Here is a 15620-nt window from a genome sequence, read left to right as displayed (position 1 = left end):
GGAGCGCTTCCGGCGAGCGTCGACTTGCGCTGCGCAGGCGGCTAGGCTTCGGATGTGAAAAAGGTTTCCAATAAAAAATTCGATCGTGGCGCGCCGCCCCTCACCGGCCCGCCGTCGAAGGGGAGAAAGCGGCCATGACCCCGCTGTCCTGGGGCGCGATCGCGCTGCTGGGTTTGACATCCGCCTGCCTGGGCTGGATCGCCTACCGGCGCTCCCAACGGGTCGCCGCGCTGGAAGCCGAGTTGGAGCGGACCCGGCGACAGGCGCCCGATTCAACCCTGGCGGCCCTTCCCAGCCCGGCCTGGCGCCGCGACCCGAGCGGAGCCGTTTCCTTCGTCAATGCCGCCGCGGTCCCGCTGGCCGACGACCTGGACCGCAGCACCGCCCTCGCCGCGCGGGCCCAGGAGACCGGTCGGGCTCAGAGCGAGAGCCGCAACCTGGTGATCGACGGCGACCGGCGGCTGTTCGAGATCTTCGAGACGCCGCTGGCGGCCAGCGCCGGTGCCGGCACGATCGGCCTGGGCCGGGACGTGACCGGCCTGGAGCAGATCCAATCGGACCTCGCCCGCCATGTGGACGCCCATGCGGAGGTGTTGGAGAAACTGAACAGCGCGATCGCCGTCTTCGGCCCCGACCGCCGCGTGGTCTTCGCCAACACCGCCTTCGCCCGGATGTGGCAGATCGAGTCCGCCCGCCTGGAGATCGGCCCGACCCTGTCCGAGGTCCTCGACATGGCGCGGGAAAGCCGACGCCTGCCGGAACAGTCGGATTTCCGGGCCTGGCGGGACGACTTCAACCGGCTCTTCACCACCCTGATCGACGCCCATGAGGAGCTGCTGTTCCTGCCCGACGACAGCACCGTGCGCATGGTGGTCACGCCGCATCCGTTCGGCGGGCTGCTGATGACCTTCGAGGACGTGACCGACCGGCTGACCCTGGAGCGCTCCTACAACACGCTGACCGCCGTGCAGCAGGAGACGCTGGACAATCTGTACGAGGGCATCGTGGTGTTCGGCGTGGACAGCCGCATGAAACTGTCCAACCCGACGTTCCGCGCCCAATGGGGCTTGCGCGGCACGCCGGACGATCCGGTGTTCCTGGAACCCGAACCGCCGGCGGAAGTCGTGTTCCAGGCGATGCGGCCGAAATTCCCGACCGACCGGCCCTGGACCGACATCAAGGCGGAGTGGATGAGCTACCTCGCCGGGCGCGAGGCGACCAGCGGAACGCTTCACCTGACCGACGGCCGCGCGCTCGACTTCGCCATCGTGCCGCTGCCCGACGGCGCGACCCTGCTGAACTTCCGCGACGTCACCGACACCCTGGCCGTCCAGACCGCCCTGCAGGAACGCACCGAGGCGCTGGAGACAGCCGACCGGCTGAAGAGCGAGTTCCTGGCCAACGTCTCCTACGAGCTGCGCACGCCGCTGAACGCCATCATCGGCTTCTCGGAAGTTCTCGAGCAGGAATATGCCGGGCCGATGAACGAGCGGCAGAAGGACTATGCCAACGCCATTCTCGGCTCGTCGAACCGGCTCGTCCGACTGGTGAACGACATCCTCGACCTCGCCTCCATCGAGGCCGGCTATCTGGAGTTGGAACGCGAGAAGATCGCCCCGTCCGCCCTTGTCACCGCCGTGGAGTCCCTGGCGCGCGAGCGCGTTCGGGCACGCGGGGTCGGCCTGTCGGTCAACTGCCCGGCTGATCTGGCGCCGATCGAGGTGGACGAGCGCCGCCTGACCCAGGCGCTGTACAACGTCGTCTCCAACGCCATCGCCTTCACCCCGGAAGGGGGCGACGTGATGATGTCGGTGGAGGACCGGGGCGACACGGTCGCCTTCATCGTCAAGGACACCGGCGTCGGGATCGCGCTCGACGACCAGAGCCGGGTGTTCGAACGGTTCGAGCGCCGCGGCCGCTCCAGCGGCGCCGGTCTCGGCCTGGCCCTGGTGAAATCGCTTATCGAGCTGCATGACGGCACCGTCGCCCTGACCTCCGCGCCGGGCGAAGGCACCGAGGTGATCTGCACGGTCCCGCGCCATCCGCGGAAGATGGAGACCGAAGAAGCCGGAGACGACACCGAGTGACGTTCCTGCCGCCGCCCCTCTCCCTGGACCACCTGGACGCTACCCACCGCCTCGCCGCCTCTCTAGCCGACAGGGCCGAGCCGGGCATGGCCATCCTGCTGACCGGACCGCTGGGCGCCGGCAAGAGCGAGCTCGCCCGCGCCTTCGTTCGCGCCTGGCTGGACGACCCCGAGGCGGAGGTGCCCAGCCCCACCTTCACCCTGGTTCAGCCCTACGAGGGCGAACGCGGCACCGTGTGGCATTGCGACCTGTACAGGCTCGGCGATCCGGACGAAGTGGAAGAGCTCGGACTGCTGGAGGCGTTCTCCGAGGCCGTGGTGCTGGTGGAATGGCCGGACAGGTTGGGGGCACACCTTCCGTCGGATCGGCTCGAACTCGCGCTCGAAATATGCCATGGAAACGACCGGCGGATCGCCCGCCTGACGCCCCATGGGCGCTGGGCCGACCGCCTTGGCGAGATTGAGACGGGAACCCTGCCGGGTGAGTGACCGCGAGACCGAGATCAAGACATTCCTGGAGAATGCGGGCTGGAGCGGGGCCGAGGTCACGCTGCTGGCCAAGGATGCGTCCTACCGGGTCTATCACCGGGTGCTGCGCGACGGCGCCCGAGCCGTGCTGATGGACGCCCCGCCGACCCTGGAGGACGTGCGGCCGTTCCTCGACATCGCCGGCCAGCTGCGCCGATTCGGCTATTCCGCCCCGGCTGTCCTGGCCGAGGACGTGCCCGCCGGCCTGCTGCTGCTGGAGGATTTCGGCGACCGCACCTTCACCCGCATCCTGGCCGATCCGAACGAGCGGGCCTGGAGCGAGGAGGCGCTGTACGCCATCGCCGTCGATCTGCTGGCCGACCTGCACGACCGCGCGCCGGAGATCGGCTTCTCGGCCCCGCCCTATGACGGCGGACGGCTGGTGGAGGAGGCCGACCGGATGTTGCGCTGGTACGCACCGCTGACCCTGGGCGATGTGGTGCCCGACGACGCGGCCGAGTCGTATCGAGCCGCCTGGCAGGACGCCGTGCCGGTGATGACCTTCGGCGACGACACCCTGGTGCTGCGCGATTTCCACGTCGACAACCTGATGATCCTGGAGGGCCGTGAGGGCCTGGCGCGCTGCGGCCTGCTGGACTTCCAGGACGCCCTGTCCGGCAGCCCCGCCTACGATCTGGTCTCGCTGCTGCAGGACGCGCGGCGCGACCTGGCGCCGGGGCTGGAGGCGGCGATGCTGGAGCGCTATCGCGACCGGCGGAACGTCTCGGACTGGGACGCCTTCCTGCGCGCCTATCACGCGCTCGGCGCCCAGCGGGCGATCAAGATCCTGGGGCAGTTCGGCCGCCAGCAGGGCTTCTTCGGACGGACCAGCTACATGGTTCATATCCCGCGCTGCTGGGCCCATATAGAGGCCGATCTGACACGGGCCGGCCTGGACGGCGTGGCCGCGTGGCTCGACCGGGAGATGCCGTCCGCCGTACGCCGCATCCCCGAGCCGGACAGGCGCCTGCCCAGTTCGATCAGCCCCGAGATCAAACGATGAAAGACCGGTGAGGACACACGCATGCTGCTGCCCGGACTGAGCCGCCGGCCCGACTGGCTGCCCGAGACCGCGATGGTGCTCTGCGCCGGCCGCGGAACCCGCCTGGCGCCGATCACCGACAACCTGCCCAAGCCCATGGTCCCGGTCGGCGACGTGCCGATCCTGGAACGCACGCTGGAGCACCTGAAGGACGCCGGGGTGAAGCGGGTGGTGGTCAACACCCACTACCTGTCCGACTACGTCACCCGCTATATCGAGCGCCGCAAGGACCCGGCGATCACCGTCATCCACGAGGACAATGTGCTGGAGACCGGCGGCGGGGTGAAGAACGCCCTGCCCCAGCTCGGCGACGAGCCGTTCTTCGTCATCAACGGCGACAGCGTCTGGCTCGACGGCTTGCGGAACGCCCTGCACCGCTTCGCCGATACCTGGGACGCGGAGAAGATGGATATCCAGTTGCTCCTCTACCCCTTCGCCCGGGTACTCGGCTGGCACGGCTATGGCGACTACACCATGGACGAGATCGGCCGGCTGACCAGCCGCGACGAGGTGCGGGTCGCCCCCTATGCCTATATGGGCGTGTCCATCGTCCACCCGCGGATCTTCGCCGACGCGCCGGAGGGCGCCTTCTCCATGCGCAAGCTGTACGACAAGGCCGAGGAAGAAGGCCGGCTTTTCGGCGCGCTGCATGACGGGCTCTGGTACCATATCTCCACGCCGGCCGACCTGGAGCGCGCCAATCAGCGCTTTGCCGCGGGGCATCTGGCCGACGTGCCCTTCTTCTGAAGCCTGACCGGCGGAGCCGGATGACCGACCGCGTCTACACTATTCCCATCGGCACGCCGTTCCTCGACCGGCTGGCGGCCGGCGTGTGGGAGCGGGTGGCCGGCGATCCGATCGCCCTGACCGACGTCCGCCTGCTGCTGCCGACCCGCCGCGCGGTACGCTCGGCGGCGGATGCCTTCCTGCGCTTCGGCGACGGACGGCCGATGCTGCTGCCCAAGCTCTCCACCGTCTCCGACGTGGACGAGGACCTGCTGGACGTGGAGATGGGCTCGGAGGCCGGTGCCGCCGGCGCCCTGGAGATCCCGCCCGCCATCCCCGACCTGCAGCGCCATCTGGAGCTGATGCGGCTGGTGACGGCCTTCCTGCGGTCCGATCCGGACAGCGCCACGCCGGACGCGCCGGAGCACGCCTACCGTCTGGCCGCGGCCCTGGCGCGGCTGATCGACGAGGTGCAGATGCACGGGCTGGAATTCGCCGGCCTGAAGGATCTCGCCCCGGATGCCTATGCCGCCCATTGGGACAAGACCATCGCCTTCCTGAAGATCGTCACCGAGATCTGGCCGGCCCGGCTGGAGGAGCTGGCGGCGATCGATCCCATGGCCCGGCGCGACGCCCTGATGCGGGCGGAGGCCGCCGCCCTGCGCGCCAGCCGTCCGGCGACGCCGGTCATCGTCGCCGGCTCGACCGGGTCGATTCCGGCCACCGCCGAGCTGATGCGCGCGGTGCTGGAGCTGCCGGCCGGCGCCATCGTGCTGCCGGGACTCGACCGGGACAGCGATACGGCGAGCTGGGCCGCCATCGGCGACGACCCGACTCACCCCCAGCACGGCCTGCACAGCCTGCTGCGCAGCCTCGGCATCGACCGCGAGCAGGTGCGCGACTGGTCCCCCGCCGTGACCGGCGGCCGCGACCGGCTGATCCGCGAGACCATGCGCCCGGCGGCCACGACCGAGGCCTGGCGCGGCCTGTCCACCGCGCCCGACGCCCCCACCCCGGCCGCCTTCGACGGCATCACCCGGATCGACGCCGCCTCGCCGCGCGAGGAGGCCGGGATCATCGCCCTGCTGATGCGCGAGGTGCTGGAGCATCCGGGCAAGACCGCCGCCCTGGTCACCCCCGACCGCCGGCTCGCCCGCCGGGTCGCCGTCGAGCTGCGCCGCTGGCGGATCGAGGCCGGCGACGGCGAGCGGCTGGAGGTGAACGATTCCGGCGGCGCGCCGCTGTCCAACAGCGCGCCGGCGGTGTTCCTGCGTCTGCTGGCCAGGGCTTCGGTCGACTGCGCGCCGGTTGCCCTGCTGTCGCTGCTGAAGCATCCCCTCAGCGGCGCCGGTCTGCCGCCGGAGCGGTTCGAGCGGCTGGTGGAACGGCTGGACCGGGACATCCTGCGCGGCCCCCGCCCCGCCCCCGGTCTTGCCGGGCTGCGCCGGGCGGTGGCGCTCTCCGGCCTGAAGTCGGACCCCATGGCCGCACTGATCGGCTTCTGCGACCGGCTGGCCGACGCGCTGGGTCCGCTGGAGGCGGCGTTGTCCCAACCCTCGGTCGCCGTGCCGGAGATCCTCGACGCCCATCTGCGCGCGGCGGAGATCCTGGCCACCTCCCAGGACACCCATGGCAGTCTGCGCCTGTGGGTCGGCGAGGCGGGCGAGGCCCTGGCCCGGCTGTCCAACGAGTTCGCCGACGGGGCGGCCGGCATGGAGCCGATCGCCGGCCGCGACTGGCCCGGCCTGTTCGACGCCCTGCTGGAAGGCCGGGTCGTGCGCCCGCGCTACGGCAGCCACCCGCGCCTGCACATCCTCGGCGTGCTGGAGGCCCGTCTGTTGGCCTTCGACCGGGTGATTCTGGGCGGGCTGAACGAAGGCACCTGGCCGGCCGAGCCGAAGCCGGACCCATGGATGAGCCGGCCCATGCGCCGGGATTTCGGCCTGCCCTCCATCGATCTCGCCATCGGCAAGGCCGCCCATGACGTCGCCATGGCCATGGGCGGGCGCGAGGTCTTCCTGACCCGCGCCCAGCGGGTCGACGGCAGCCCGACCATTCCCTCGCGCTGGCTGCTGCGGCTCGATACCGTCGCCCGCGCCCTGCACAGCGAGGAGCGGCTGGCTTCCTGGCCCGCACCCGCCCGCTGGCACGCGCTGCTCGACACCCCCGCCGCCCCCGACCCCGGCCGTCCGCCGGAGCCGCGCCCGCGCCTGGATCAGCGGCCCCGCCGGCTGTCCGTCACCCGGATCGACACATGGCTGCGCGACCCCTATTCGATCTACGCCCGCTACATTCTCGATCTGCGCAAACTCGACCCGTTGGACATGGAGGTCGGCGCCATCGAGCGCGGCAACGCCATCCACGAGGCGCTGGACGCCTTCGTGCAGGACTATCCCCGCGACCTGCCGCCCGATCCGGCCGAGGTTCTGATCGAATACGGCAAGCGCAGCTTCGCCGGCCATATGGACCGACCCGGTGTCTGGGCGTTCTGGTGGCCGCGCTTCGAGCGGGTGGCCCGCTGGTTCGTGGAGACCGAGCGGGAGCGCCGCAGGTCGCTCGACTATTCCGCCACCGAGCGGCAGGGCGCGATGACCCTGGCCGGCCCCGGCGGTCCGTTCGAGCTGTTCGGCACCGCCGACCGGATAGATAAGCGCGGCGATGGCACCTACGCGATTGTCGACTACAAGACCGGCTCGAACCCGAGCTTGAGCGACCTGAAGGCCGGCCGCGCGCCGCAGCTTCCGCTGGAGGCGATGATCCTGATGGCCGGCGGCTTCCCGGAGATGGCGGCGGCCGACGTGGCCTCGTTGGAATACTGGCGGGTCGGCGGCGGCACCCCACCGGGCAAGATCGACGCGGTCGATGCGATCGTGCCGGAGCTGGTGCAGGGCGCCCGCGAGGGACTGGAGGCGCTGATCGCCGCCTTCGACGACGAGACCACCCCCTATCACGCCGCCCCGGACCCGCGCCGCAGCCTGCGCTTCAACGACTACGACCACCTGGCGCGCACCGGCGACTGGTCGGCCGGCGAGGAGGGCGAGGGATGAGCGTCATCGACTCGGTCAGTGCAGTCGAGGAAGCCACCCGCAACCAGCGCGAGGCCGCCGATCCGTCGGTCTCCGCCTGGGTCGCAGCCTCCGCCGGCTCCGGCAAGACCAAGGTGCTGACCGACCGGCTGCTGAACCTGCTGCTGGCCGGCACCAAGCCGCAGCGGCTGCTCTGCCTGACCTTCACCAAGGCGGCGGCGGCGGAAATGGCGACCCGCCTGTCGCGCACCCTGGCGAAATGGACCGTGCTCGACGCCGACGCTCTCGGCAAGGAACTGGAAGCCCTGGACGGCCGGGTTGCGAGCCAGGACCGCATGGCCAAGGCGCGCCGCCTGTTCGCCGAGGTGCTGGATGCGCCGGGCGGGCTGAAGATCCAAACCATCCACGCCTTCGCCCAGTCCCTGCTCGGCCGCTTCCCGCTCGAGGCCGGCGTGCCGCCGAACTTCCGTCTGGCCGACGACCGGGCGGCGGCGAGCCTGCTGGAGGATGCCGAGCGCACCGTGCTCGAACGGGCGCGCAGCGGGGCCGACGGCGATCTGGCCGACGCGCTCGCCGTGGTGACCGAGCGGGCGGCGGAGCAGACCGTGCGCGACCTGCTGAAGACCATGCTGGTCCAGCGCACCCGCCTGACCCGCTCGGTGGAGGCCGCCGGCGGAGTCGACGCGATCGCCGCCCGGCTGCACGCCACCTTCGGAACCGACCCGGACCAGACCGACTGGACCCTGCGCCGGGTGGCCAGCGAGGACGGCGCCTTCGACCGGGACGCCCTGCACGACGCGGCGAGCGCGCTGGCGGCCGGCGGCAAGACCGACGCCAAGCGGGCCGACGCCCTGTTCGCCTGGCTCGCCCTGCCCGACGGCGATGCCCGGGCGGTGGCCTGGGACGACTACAAGCGCGCGCTGCTGACCCAGGAGGGCACGGTCCAGGCCCGGCTCGCGACCAAGGGGGTGCAGGAGCGCGCGCCGAGCGTGGTCGACGACCTGACGCGGGAGGCGGAGCGGATCCTGGAGGTGGAGGAGCGGCGCAAGGCCCTGGACACCGCCCTGCGCTCGGCCGCCCTGATCCGGCTGTCCACCGCCATCATCGACGCCTATGCCACCGCCAAGTCCCGCCGTGCCCTGCTCGATTTCGAGGATCTGGTGGAACGGGCCCGCCGGCTGCTAGCCGCCCCCGGCACCGCCGGCTGGGTGCTGTTCAAGCTGGACGAGGGGCTGGAGCACATCCTGATCGACGAGGCCCAGGACACCAGCCCGGCCCAATGGGAGATCGTGCGCGCGCTCGCCGAGGAGTTCTTCTCCGGCATCGGCGCCGCCGCGGAGCGCGCCCCGGACCGGCCCCGCACCATCTTCGCCGTGGGCGACGTCAAGCAGTCGATCTACAGCTTCCAGGGTGCCGACCCGGCCGGCTTCACCCGGGCGCGCCTGCATTTCGCCGCGCGGGTCACCGCCGCCGAGCAGCGCTTCCGCGACGTGCAGATGCAGGTCTCCTTCCGCTCCACCGCGGCGGTGCTGGGGGCGGTGGATGCGGTCTTCGCCCGCGAGGACGCCCGCCAGGGCGTGGCCGAGGTGGTGGCCGGCGTCGCCCGCGAGATCGCGCACCGGGCCAGCCGCACCGGCCAAGCGGGACGGGTCGAGCTCTGGCCGGTGATCGAGCCGATGGACGAGGAGGAGGCCGATTTCTGGTCGCCACCCCTGACCCGCGCCGCCATGGACGCGCCGGTCACCCGCCTGGCCCAGCGTGTCGCCGGCCGCATCGCCGGCTGGATCGCCTCGGGCGAGATCCTGGAAGCGCAGAACCGGCCGATCCGGCCGGGCGACGTCATGGTGCTGGTCCGCCGCCGCGGCGCCTTCGTTGCCGAGCTGGTGCGGGCGCTGAAGGCCGCCGGCGTGCCGGTGGCCGGCGTCGACCGCATGGTGCTGACCGAACAGATGGCGGTGCGCGACCTGATCGCGCTCGGCGAGGCGCTGCTGCTGCCCGATGACGATCTCACCCTCGCCACGGTGCTGAAGAGCCCGCTGGTCGGGCTGAGCGAGGACGACCTGCTGGACCTCGCCCAGGGCCGCCGGGAGCGCCGTCTGTGGGCCGAGCTGTGGCGCCGGGCTGAGGAGCGCGACGTCTTTGCCCGGGCTGCCCGACGGCTCGCCCGCTGGACGACCATGGCCCGTCACCTGCCGCCGCATGCCTTCTACCAGCAGATCCTGTCGGCCGAGCGCGGCCGCGAGCGGCTGGTCGCCCGGCTCGGCCCCGACTGCGAGGACGCGATCGACGAGTTCCTGGCCCAGGCCCTGGACGACGAGCGCGAGAACCCGCCCTCGCTGCAGAGCTTCCTGCACGCGGTCGCCACCAGCGCCCAGGAAGTGAAGCGCGAGCTGGAGGGCGGCGAGGTCGACCAAGTCCGGGTCATGACCGTGCACGGGGCCAAGGGCCTGCAGGCGCCGATCGTCATCCTGCCCGACACCGTGCGCCCGCCGCAGCTTCGCGACGCCGTCGTGTGGCATGCCGACGGCATCGACCTGCCCCTGTGGGCGCCGTCCAGCGCCAGCGCCGATGCCGTGTCCGCCGGTGCGCGGGCGAAGGCGCGCGAGGCGATGGAGGAGGAGTACCGCCGCCTGCTCTATGTCGCCATGACCCGGGCCGAGGACCGGCTGATCGTCTGCGGCTGGAAGGGCAAGCGCGATCCGATCGACAAGGGCTGGTTCGGCCATGCCCGCGCCGGACTGCCGGGTCTCGCCACCGAGGATGCGGACGGCACCCTGGTCCTGGCCACCCCGCAGGAGGCCGCCCTGCCCGCCGCCAAGGCGGAAGCGGCGGCGACCGGTCCGGCTCCCCTGCCCGCCTGGGCCACGGCCGACGCGCCGCGCGAGCCGACCCCGCCGCGCCCGCTTGCCCCGTCCCGCCCGGCCTCGGACGAGCCGCCGGTGCGCTCGCCGCTGCAGCGCGACGGCACCGACCCGTTCAAGCGCGGCGTGCTGCTGCACCGGCTGCTTCAGCTTCTGCCCGACATGGAGCCCGCCCGCCGACGCGAGGCCGGCCGCGCCCTGCTCGCCCGCCCGGTCCATGCCCTGAGTACCGATCAGGTCGAGGCCTGGCTGGAGGAGGTGCTGGCGGTGCTGGACGATCCCGGATTCGCCCCGGTCTTCGCTCCTGGCTCCCGCGCCGAGGTGCCGATCGTCGGTCAGGTCACCGGACCGGACGGGCTGCAGATCGTCTCCGGCCGGATCGACCGGCTTGCCGTCGGCCCGGACGCGGTGCTTATCGTCGATTACAAGACCAATCGGCCACCCCCGTCTTCAATTAACGCCGTGGCCGACACATATATGCGCCAGATGGCCACCTATCGGTCGCTGGTGGCCTCCCTATATCCCGGTCGTGAGGTGCGTTGTGCCCTGCTTTGGACCGACGGACCGACCCTAATGCCGATACCGGACCACTTGCTTCAAGGGTTTGGTGCATAGCCTTGACCACGGCCGGCGGCGTTCCTAATCTCCGCCGGAGGAACCGCGAAAGGATGATTCGATGACGACGAGCCCGGTTTCCGACGCCTCTTTCGACGAGGACGTCCTGAAATCCGACACCCCTGTGGTCGTCGACTTCTGGGCCGAGTGGTGTGGCCCCTGCAAGATGATCGGCCCGTCCCTGGAGAAGATCTCCGATGAACTCGGAACCCAGGTGAAGGTCGTGAAGCTGAACATCGACGACAACCCGAAAACCCCGGCCGCCTATGGCGTACGTGGCATCCCGACCCTGATGGTGTTCAAGGACGGACAGGTCCACGCCCAGAAGATCGGCGCCCTGCCGGAGACCCAGCTCAAGCAATGGATCGAATCCTCGATCTGAGGGCTAGAGCGACACAGTTTGCCTGACAGGACGGCCCCGCTTCGGCGGGGCCGTTCGTGTTTGGACCGTTCACGCCGCGCGCAGACGGGTAATGAGCCGCCGCTCGAATTCGGCCAACGCGCCTTCCACCAGATCGAGAATTGCCGTCACAATGGGGGACGGCTCCCGCCGGGACGGCGACACCGCCATGACCTCCAGCGCGAGCCCCTGCGGATCGAGCGGTCGCACGGTCATCGCCCCGCTGTCGATCTCAGGCGCCACCATCACCGCCGGGACGATCGTGACGAAATTGCTGTTCTGTACGAACTCGAGCGTTCCGAACATGCTGTCCATGTCCATCAGCGCGTCCAGTTCCACCCCTCGGGAGCGGAGATAGGCCAGCACCTGGCGGCGGCGGATGGTACCCTCCGACTGGAGGATCAGTCGCATCGGCGACACGCTCCGGACGTCGACCGGCCGCATATGGAGGCCTTCGTCCGCCGCCCTGCCGATCAGCACCTCTCGTGTGCGACCGAGCAACCGGCAGCGAAGCGATGGCGGGGCGTCGAACACCGGAATGATGGCGGCGTCCAACCGGTCGTCCACCACCTCCTCGATGAGGTCGGCGCTTGCCCGCTCGACGAGATTGACCGTGACGTTCGGGTTCTCAGCCAGGTAACGCCGGAGCACCGGCCCCATCTCCGACCGCGTCAGCGCCGGCATGACGCCAAGGGTGACACTGCCGGTCGCCCCGCGCCCGAGATCGGCGATCCCTCGCTCCACGGTAGAGATCTCCCGGAGAAGTGCGATCGAGCGTGCGTAGAGTTGGCGACCCGCCGGCGTGGCGACAGCACCGCGCGCCCCGCGTACCAGAAGCCGGGTACCGAGGGCGCGTTCCAGACGGGCAACTTGCTGCGATACTCCGGATTGGGTGGCATTCAAGCGCTCGGCCGCCGCCGTAAACGATCCTTCCTCGAAGACGGCGGCGAACACCCGCATCCGGTCGATCGAGAGCATTGTCATCACCTTAGATAATGAGAATATGAAAATAAGATAATTTCACATTCTATCCGAGGGTATTCAGGCTGACTGAAAGAAAACTCATTCAGGGAGAACGCCGCCATGTCCGTCGCCCAAGCCTGTACCGACAGCATCACCGTCGAGAAACGCCACCCGCATATCGGCGCCACCGTACGGGGGGTCGATCTTTCGCTGCCGCTGGACGGTGCGACGGTCGAGGCTGTGCACGCGCTCTGGATGGAGCACCTGCTGCTGGTCTTTCCCGACCAGCGCATCACCGACGAACAGCATATCGCCTTCGGTGAGCGGTTCGGCCGACTTGAGATCCATCCCTCCATCGCTCACCGGTCGTCACGGAACAAGGCGATCTACCGTGTCTCCAACGTGGACGAGAACGGGAACATCGTGCCGCCCACGGATACGGCCTGGCAGTACCTGAACCAGTCCTGGCGCTGGCATACCGATAGCTCGTTCCGGGAGGTGCCGAGCAAGGGGTCGATCCTCCACGGCATCGAGATCACCCGCGAGGGCGGCAGCACCCTATTCGCTAACATGTATGCGGCCTACGAAGCGCTCTCCGACGAGATGAAGGCCAGGGTCGAGGGTCTCTGGGTCATCCATGCCCATGATTACATCCTTCGCACGGCCCCGGAACTGGCCGGCAAGATCGATCAGGGCACCTATGACGACCTGCCGCCGGTCCGCCACCCGCTCGTGAAGCGTCACCCGGTGACCGGGCGCAAGAGCCTCTTCCTCTCCCCGCATACCATGGTGACGATCGAGGGGATGGCGGACGCCGAGGCGCGGGCACTGCTGGACGAGTTGACCGCCCATTCGACCGACGGGCGGTTCGTCTACCGCCATGTCTGGGAGCCGCACGACGTCATCATGTGGGACAATCGCTGCACCATGCATTCGGTCGAGCCGTTCGACAACCGGACCACACGCCGGATCATGCATCGGGTGACCCTGGTCGGAGAGGGCGTCCCGACCCCGGCCTGAGGCGGTCAGGGCCGCGCGCTACCCGTTCTCCGCCAGGATGCGCCCGGCCAGATACAGCGAACCGGCGATCAGGACCCGGCCGCGCTCGCCACCGCCGGCGACGATCCCCTCCAGTGCCGCTGCCACGTCGTCGCGGGCCGCAGCCGCCACGCCGGCGGTGCCGGCCATCGCCGCGAGAGCCTCGGCGGACAGGCTCGCCGTCTCGCCGGGGATGGTCACCGTGGACACGCTCTGCGGCAGGCCGGCGAAGGGGCGCAGGTAGTCGTCCGCCGCCTTGGTGTTCAGCATGCCGACGATCAGGTGCACCGGCTCGTCCGGCCGCTCGCGGCGCCACGACGCCACCTGGGCGGAGACCGCGCGGCCGGCATCGGCATTGTGCCCGCCGTCGAGCCACAGGCTCCAGCCTGCCGGCAGCCTCTCGACCAGGGGGCCGCGGGTCAGCCGCTGCATCCGGGCCGGCCAGGACACGCCGCGCAGGCCCGCGGCACGGTTCTCGCCGGTATTGGAAAGCGAGCCGGCCACCGCACGGGCGACGGCGACCGCGACGGCGGCATTGTCGATCTGATGCGCTCCCGGCAGGGAGGGCAGCGGCAGGACCTCGGGCTCTCCCCCAACCTCGACCACCAGCCCGTCGTCCTGGCGGCGAACCGAATAGTCCCGCGCGAACACGGTCATCGGCGCGCCCAGCTCGGCCGCCCGGTCGGCGATCACCTGGAATGCCCTCGGGTCCTGCGGCCCGACGATCACCGGGACGCCCGGCTTGATGGTTCCGGCCTTCTCGAAGGCGATCTTCTCGATCGTGTCGCCCAGGAAGGCCACATGGTCGATGGACACCGGCGTGATGACGCAGGCCAGGGGCCGGTCGATCACGTTGGTGGCGTCGAACCGCCCGCCCAGGCCCACCTCCAGCAGCAGCACATCGGCCGGCACGCGGGAGAAGGCGAGGAAGGCGGCAGCGGTCGTGATCTCGAACAGGGTGATCGGCTCGCCGCCGTTCGCCGCCTCGCATTCCTCCAGCACGTCGGACAACGCGGCGTCGTCGATCAGCTCGCCGGCGAGCCGGATGCGTTCGTTGAAACGCACCAGATGGGGCGAGGTGTAGGCATGGACCCGGTGTCCGGCCGCCTCCAGGATCGCCCGCAGATAGGCGACCGTGGAGCCCTTGCCATTGGTGCCAGCCACATGGATCACCGGCGGCACGGAATGCTGCGGATTGCCGAGACGCGCCAGCAGCGTCTCCAGGCGGCCCAGCGACAGGTCGATGGCCTTGGGATGCAGGGTCTGCAGCCGCGCAAGGATGGCGTCCGGAGCCTGGATGTCGGCGCTGGCGACGGGCGACGGGGCGGTTATGGCCGTATCCTCCGCAGGAGTGCCGGGACGTTCAGGCGATCAGGGCTTCCGGGGCTCCGCCATCTCGGGATCCTCCGCGTCGTCGTCACGGTCCGGGATGTCGAGATCCGGCTGCGGCAGGGCGACCACCTCGGCCGAGGGCTCGCGGAACATCATCAGCCCGAGCAGCCGGCCCAGCATGGCCTTCAGCTCGCGGCGGTGCACCACCGCATCCACCATGCCGTGGTCGCGCAGGTATTCGGCCTTCTGGAAGCCTTCGGGAAGCTGCTCGCGGATGGTCTCCTGGATCACCCGCTGACCGGCGAAGCCGATGATCGAGCCCGGTTCGGCGATGTGCAGGTCGCCAAGCATGGCGAAGGACGCGGTCACCCCGCCCGTGGTCGGGTCGGTCAGCACGACGATGAAGGGCAGACCCTTCTCCTTCAGCCGTTCGACGGCCGCCACGGTCCGCGGCATCTGCATGAGAGAGAGGATGCCCTCCTGCATGCGCGCGCCGCCCGAGGCCGGGAACACGATCAGACCGGCATCCTGGGTCTCGGCCAGCCGTGCGGCGCGGACCAGGCCGTCGCCGACGCCGGTGCCCATGGAGCCGCCCATGAACGAGAAGTCGAACACCGCGCAGACCGCCGGCGCGGTCTCGATCGTGCCATGGGCGACGATGATCGCGTCGTTGCGCCCGGTCTTCACCTGGGCCTCGCGCATCCGGTCGGTATAGCGCTTGCGGTCGCGGAACTTCAGCGGATCGGCCGCCGTCTTCGGCAGCTCGATGGTCTGGTACTCGCCCTTGTCGAACAGCATCTCCAGCCGGTCGACGGCACTCATCCGCAGGTGATGGTCGCAGGCGGTGCAGACCTGGAAGTTCTCCTCCAGATCCCGGTGGAACAGCATCTGGCCGCAGGACGGGCACTTATGCCACAGGTTGTCGGGCACCTCGCGGGCGCCGACCCAGGCCTTGATCTTCGGCAGGACCGAGCTGGTGAGCCAGTTCATTTCCGCCTCTCTA

The 15620-nt window shown here is 70.2% G+C and carries 11 protein-coding genes; 8 read left to right on the top strand and 3 right to left on the bottom strand.

Annotated features, from left to right (window positions below; all coding sequences use genetic code 11):
- Nucleotides 1–134 precede the first annotated feature (134 nt).
- From T8K17_RS09270 to trxA, 7 genes are all read left to right on the top strand, one after another.
- A complete protein-coding gene (locus T8K17_RS09270) occupies nucleotides 135–2087 on the top strand; it encodes a sensor histidine kinase (protein ID WP_322334220.1) in 1953 nt (650 codons plus the stop codon).
- Nucleotides 2084–2575: a tRNA (adenosine(37)-N6)-threonylcarbamoyltransferase complex ATPase subunit type 1 TsaE gene (tsaE, locus tag T8K17_RS09265; RefSeq protein WP_322334219.1), complete on the top strand. Its 492-nt coding sequence runs from the start codon at nucleotides 2084–2086 to the stop codon at nucleotides 2573–2575. Before T8K17_RS09270 ends, tsaE begins: the two co-directional genes overlap by 4 nt.
- The gene (locus T8K17_RS09260; protein ID WP_322334218.1) at nucleotides 2568–3617 is read left to right on the top strand and encodes an aminoglycoside phosphotransferase family protein; all 1050 of its coding nucleotides are present in this window, start codon (nucleotides 2568–2570) and stop codon (nucleotides 3615–3617) included. Before tsaE ends, T8K17_RS09260 begins: the two co-directional genes overlap by 8 nt.
- Nucleotides 3618–3638: 21 nt before the next feature.
- Complete coding sequence (locus tag T8K17_RS09255) at nucleotides 3639–4403, top strand: nucleotidyltransferase family protein (RefSeq protein WP_322334217.1); 765 nt, start codon at nucleotides 3639–3641, stop codon at nucleotides 4401–4403.
- A 20-nt stretch (nucleotides 4404–4423) separates the two neighbouring features.
- A complete protein-coding gene (gene addB / locus T8K17_RS09250) occupies nucleotides 4424–7429 on the top strand; it encodes a double-strand break repair protein AddB (protein WP_322334216.1) in 3006 nt (1001 codons plus the stop codon).
- Nucleotides 7426–10884, top strand: coding sequence for a double-strand break repair helicase AddA (gene addA / locus T8K17_RS09245; RefSeq protein WP_322334215.1), 3459 nt, complete (start codon nucleotides 7426–7428; stop codon nucleotides 10882–10884). Before addB ends, addA begins: the two co-directional genes overlap by 4 nt.
- A 61-nt stretch (nucleotides 10885–10945) precedes the next feature.
- A complete protein-coding gene (gene trxA, locus T8K17_RS09240; RefSeq protein WP_322334214.1) occupies nucleotides 10946–11266 on the top strand; it encodes a thioredoxin in 321 nt (106 codons plus the stop codon).
- Nucleotides 11267–11335: 69 nt separating this feature from the next.
- On the opposite strand, the gene T8K17_RS09235 is transcribed toward trxA, so the two are convergent.
- Nucleotides 11336–12262 carry a LysR family transcriptional regulator gene (locus tag T8K17_RS09235; protein WP_322334213.1) on the bottom strand — a complete coding sequence of 309 codons (927 nt, stop codon included), beginning with the start codon at nucleotides 12260–12262 and terminating at the stop codon, nucleotides 11336–11338.
- A 105-nt stretch (nucleotides 12263–12367) separates the two neighbouring features.
- Between T8K17_RS09235 and T8K17_RS09230 the strand changes: the two genes are divergently transcribed.
- Entirely contained in the window at nucleotides 12368–13267 is a 900-nt protein-coding gene (locus T8K17_RS09230) for a TauD/TfdA family dioxygenase (RefSeq protein WP_322334212.1), read from the top strand.
- 18 nt (nucleotides 13268–13285) lie between these two features.
- On the opposite strand, the gene T8K17_RS09225 is transcribed toward T8K17_RS09230, so the two are convergent.
- Together T8K17_RS09225 and accD are read right to left on the bottom strand one after the other, a co-directional pair.
- Entirely contained in the window at nucleotides 13286–14497 is a 1212-nt protein-coding gene (locus tag T8K17_RS09225) for a folylpolyglutamate synthase/dihydrofolate synthase family protein (RefSeq protein WP_322334943.1), read from the bottom strand.
- Between the two features lie 159 nt (nucleotides 14498–14656).
- Nucleotides 14657–15607 carry an acetyl-CoA carboxylase, carboxyltransferase subunit beta gene (gene accD / locus T8K17_RS09220; protein WP_322334211.1) on the bottom strand — a complete coding sequence of 317 codons (951 nt, stop codon included), beginning with the start codon at nucleotides 15605–15607 and terminating at the stop codon, nucleotides 14657–14659.
- Between the last annotated feature and the right edge of the window lie 13 nt (nucleotides 15608–15620).

Source organism: Thalassobaculum sp. OXR-137, from assembly GCF_034377285.1.
Taxonomy (GTDB): domain Bacteria; phylum Pseudomonadota; class Alphaproteobacteria; order Thalassobaculales; family Thalassobaculaceae; genus Thalassobaculum.
The sequence above is the reverse complement of the archived record's forward strand: the minus strand, read 5'-3'. Positions and strand labels throughout refer to the sequence as shown.

What these genes read in the sequence shown, in the direction of transcription:
- T8K17_RS09235 (WP_322334213.1), bottom strand. Translation starts at nt 12,262, where the DNA reads ATGCTCTCGATCGACCGGATGCGGGTGTTCGCCGCCGTCTTCGAGGAA.
- T8K17_RS09230 (WP_322334212.1), top strand. Translation starts at nt 12,368, where the DNA reads ATGTCCGTCGCCCAAGCCTGTACCGACAGCATCACCGTCGAGAAACGC.
- addA (WP_322334215.1), top strand. Translation starts at nt 7,426, where the DNA reads ATGAGCGTCATCGACTCGGTCAGTGCAGTCGAGGAAGCCACCCGCAAC.
- accD (WP_322334211.1), bottom strand. Translation starts at nt 15,607, where the DNA reads ATGAACTGGCTCACCAGCTCGGTCCTGCCGAAGATCAAGGCCTGGGTC.
- T8K17_RS09255 (WP_322334217.1), top strand. Translation starts at nt 3,639, where the DNA reads ATGCTGCTGCCCGGACTGAGCCGCCGGCCCGACTGGCTGCCCGAGACC.
- trxA (WP_322334214.1), top strand. Translation starts at nt 10,946, where the DNA reads ATGACGACGAGCCCGGTTTCCGACGCCTCTTTCGACGAGGACGTCCTG.
- addB (WP_322334216.1), top strand. Translation starts at nt 4,424, where the DNA reads ATGACCGACCGCGTCTACACTATTCCCATCGGCACGCCGTTCCTCGAC.
- T8K17_RS09270 (WP_322334220.1), top strand. Translation starts at nt 135, where the DNA reads ATGACCCCGCTGTCCTGGGGCGCGATCGCGCTGCTGGGTTTGACATCC.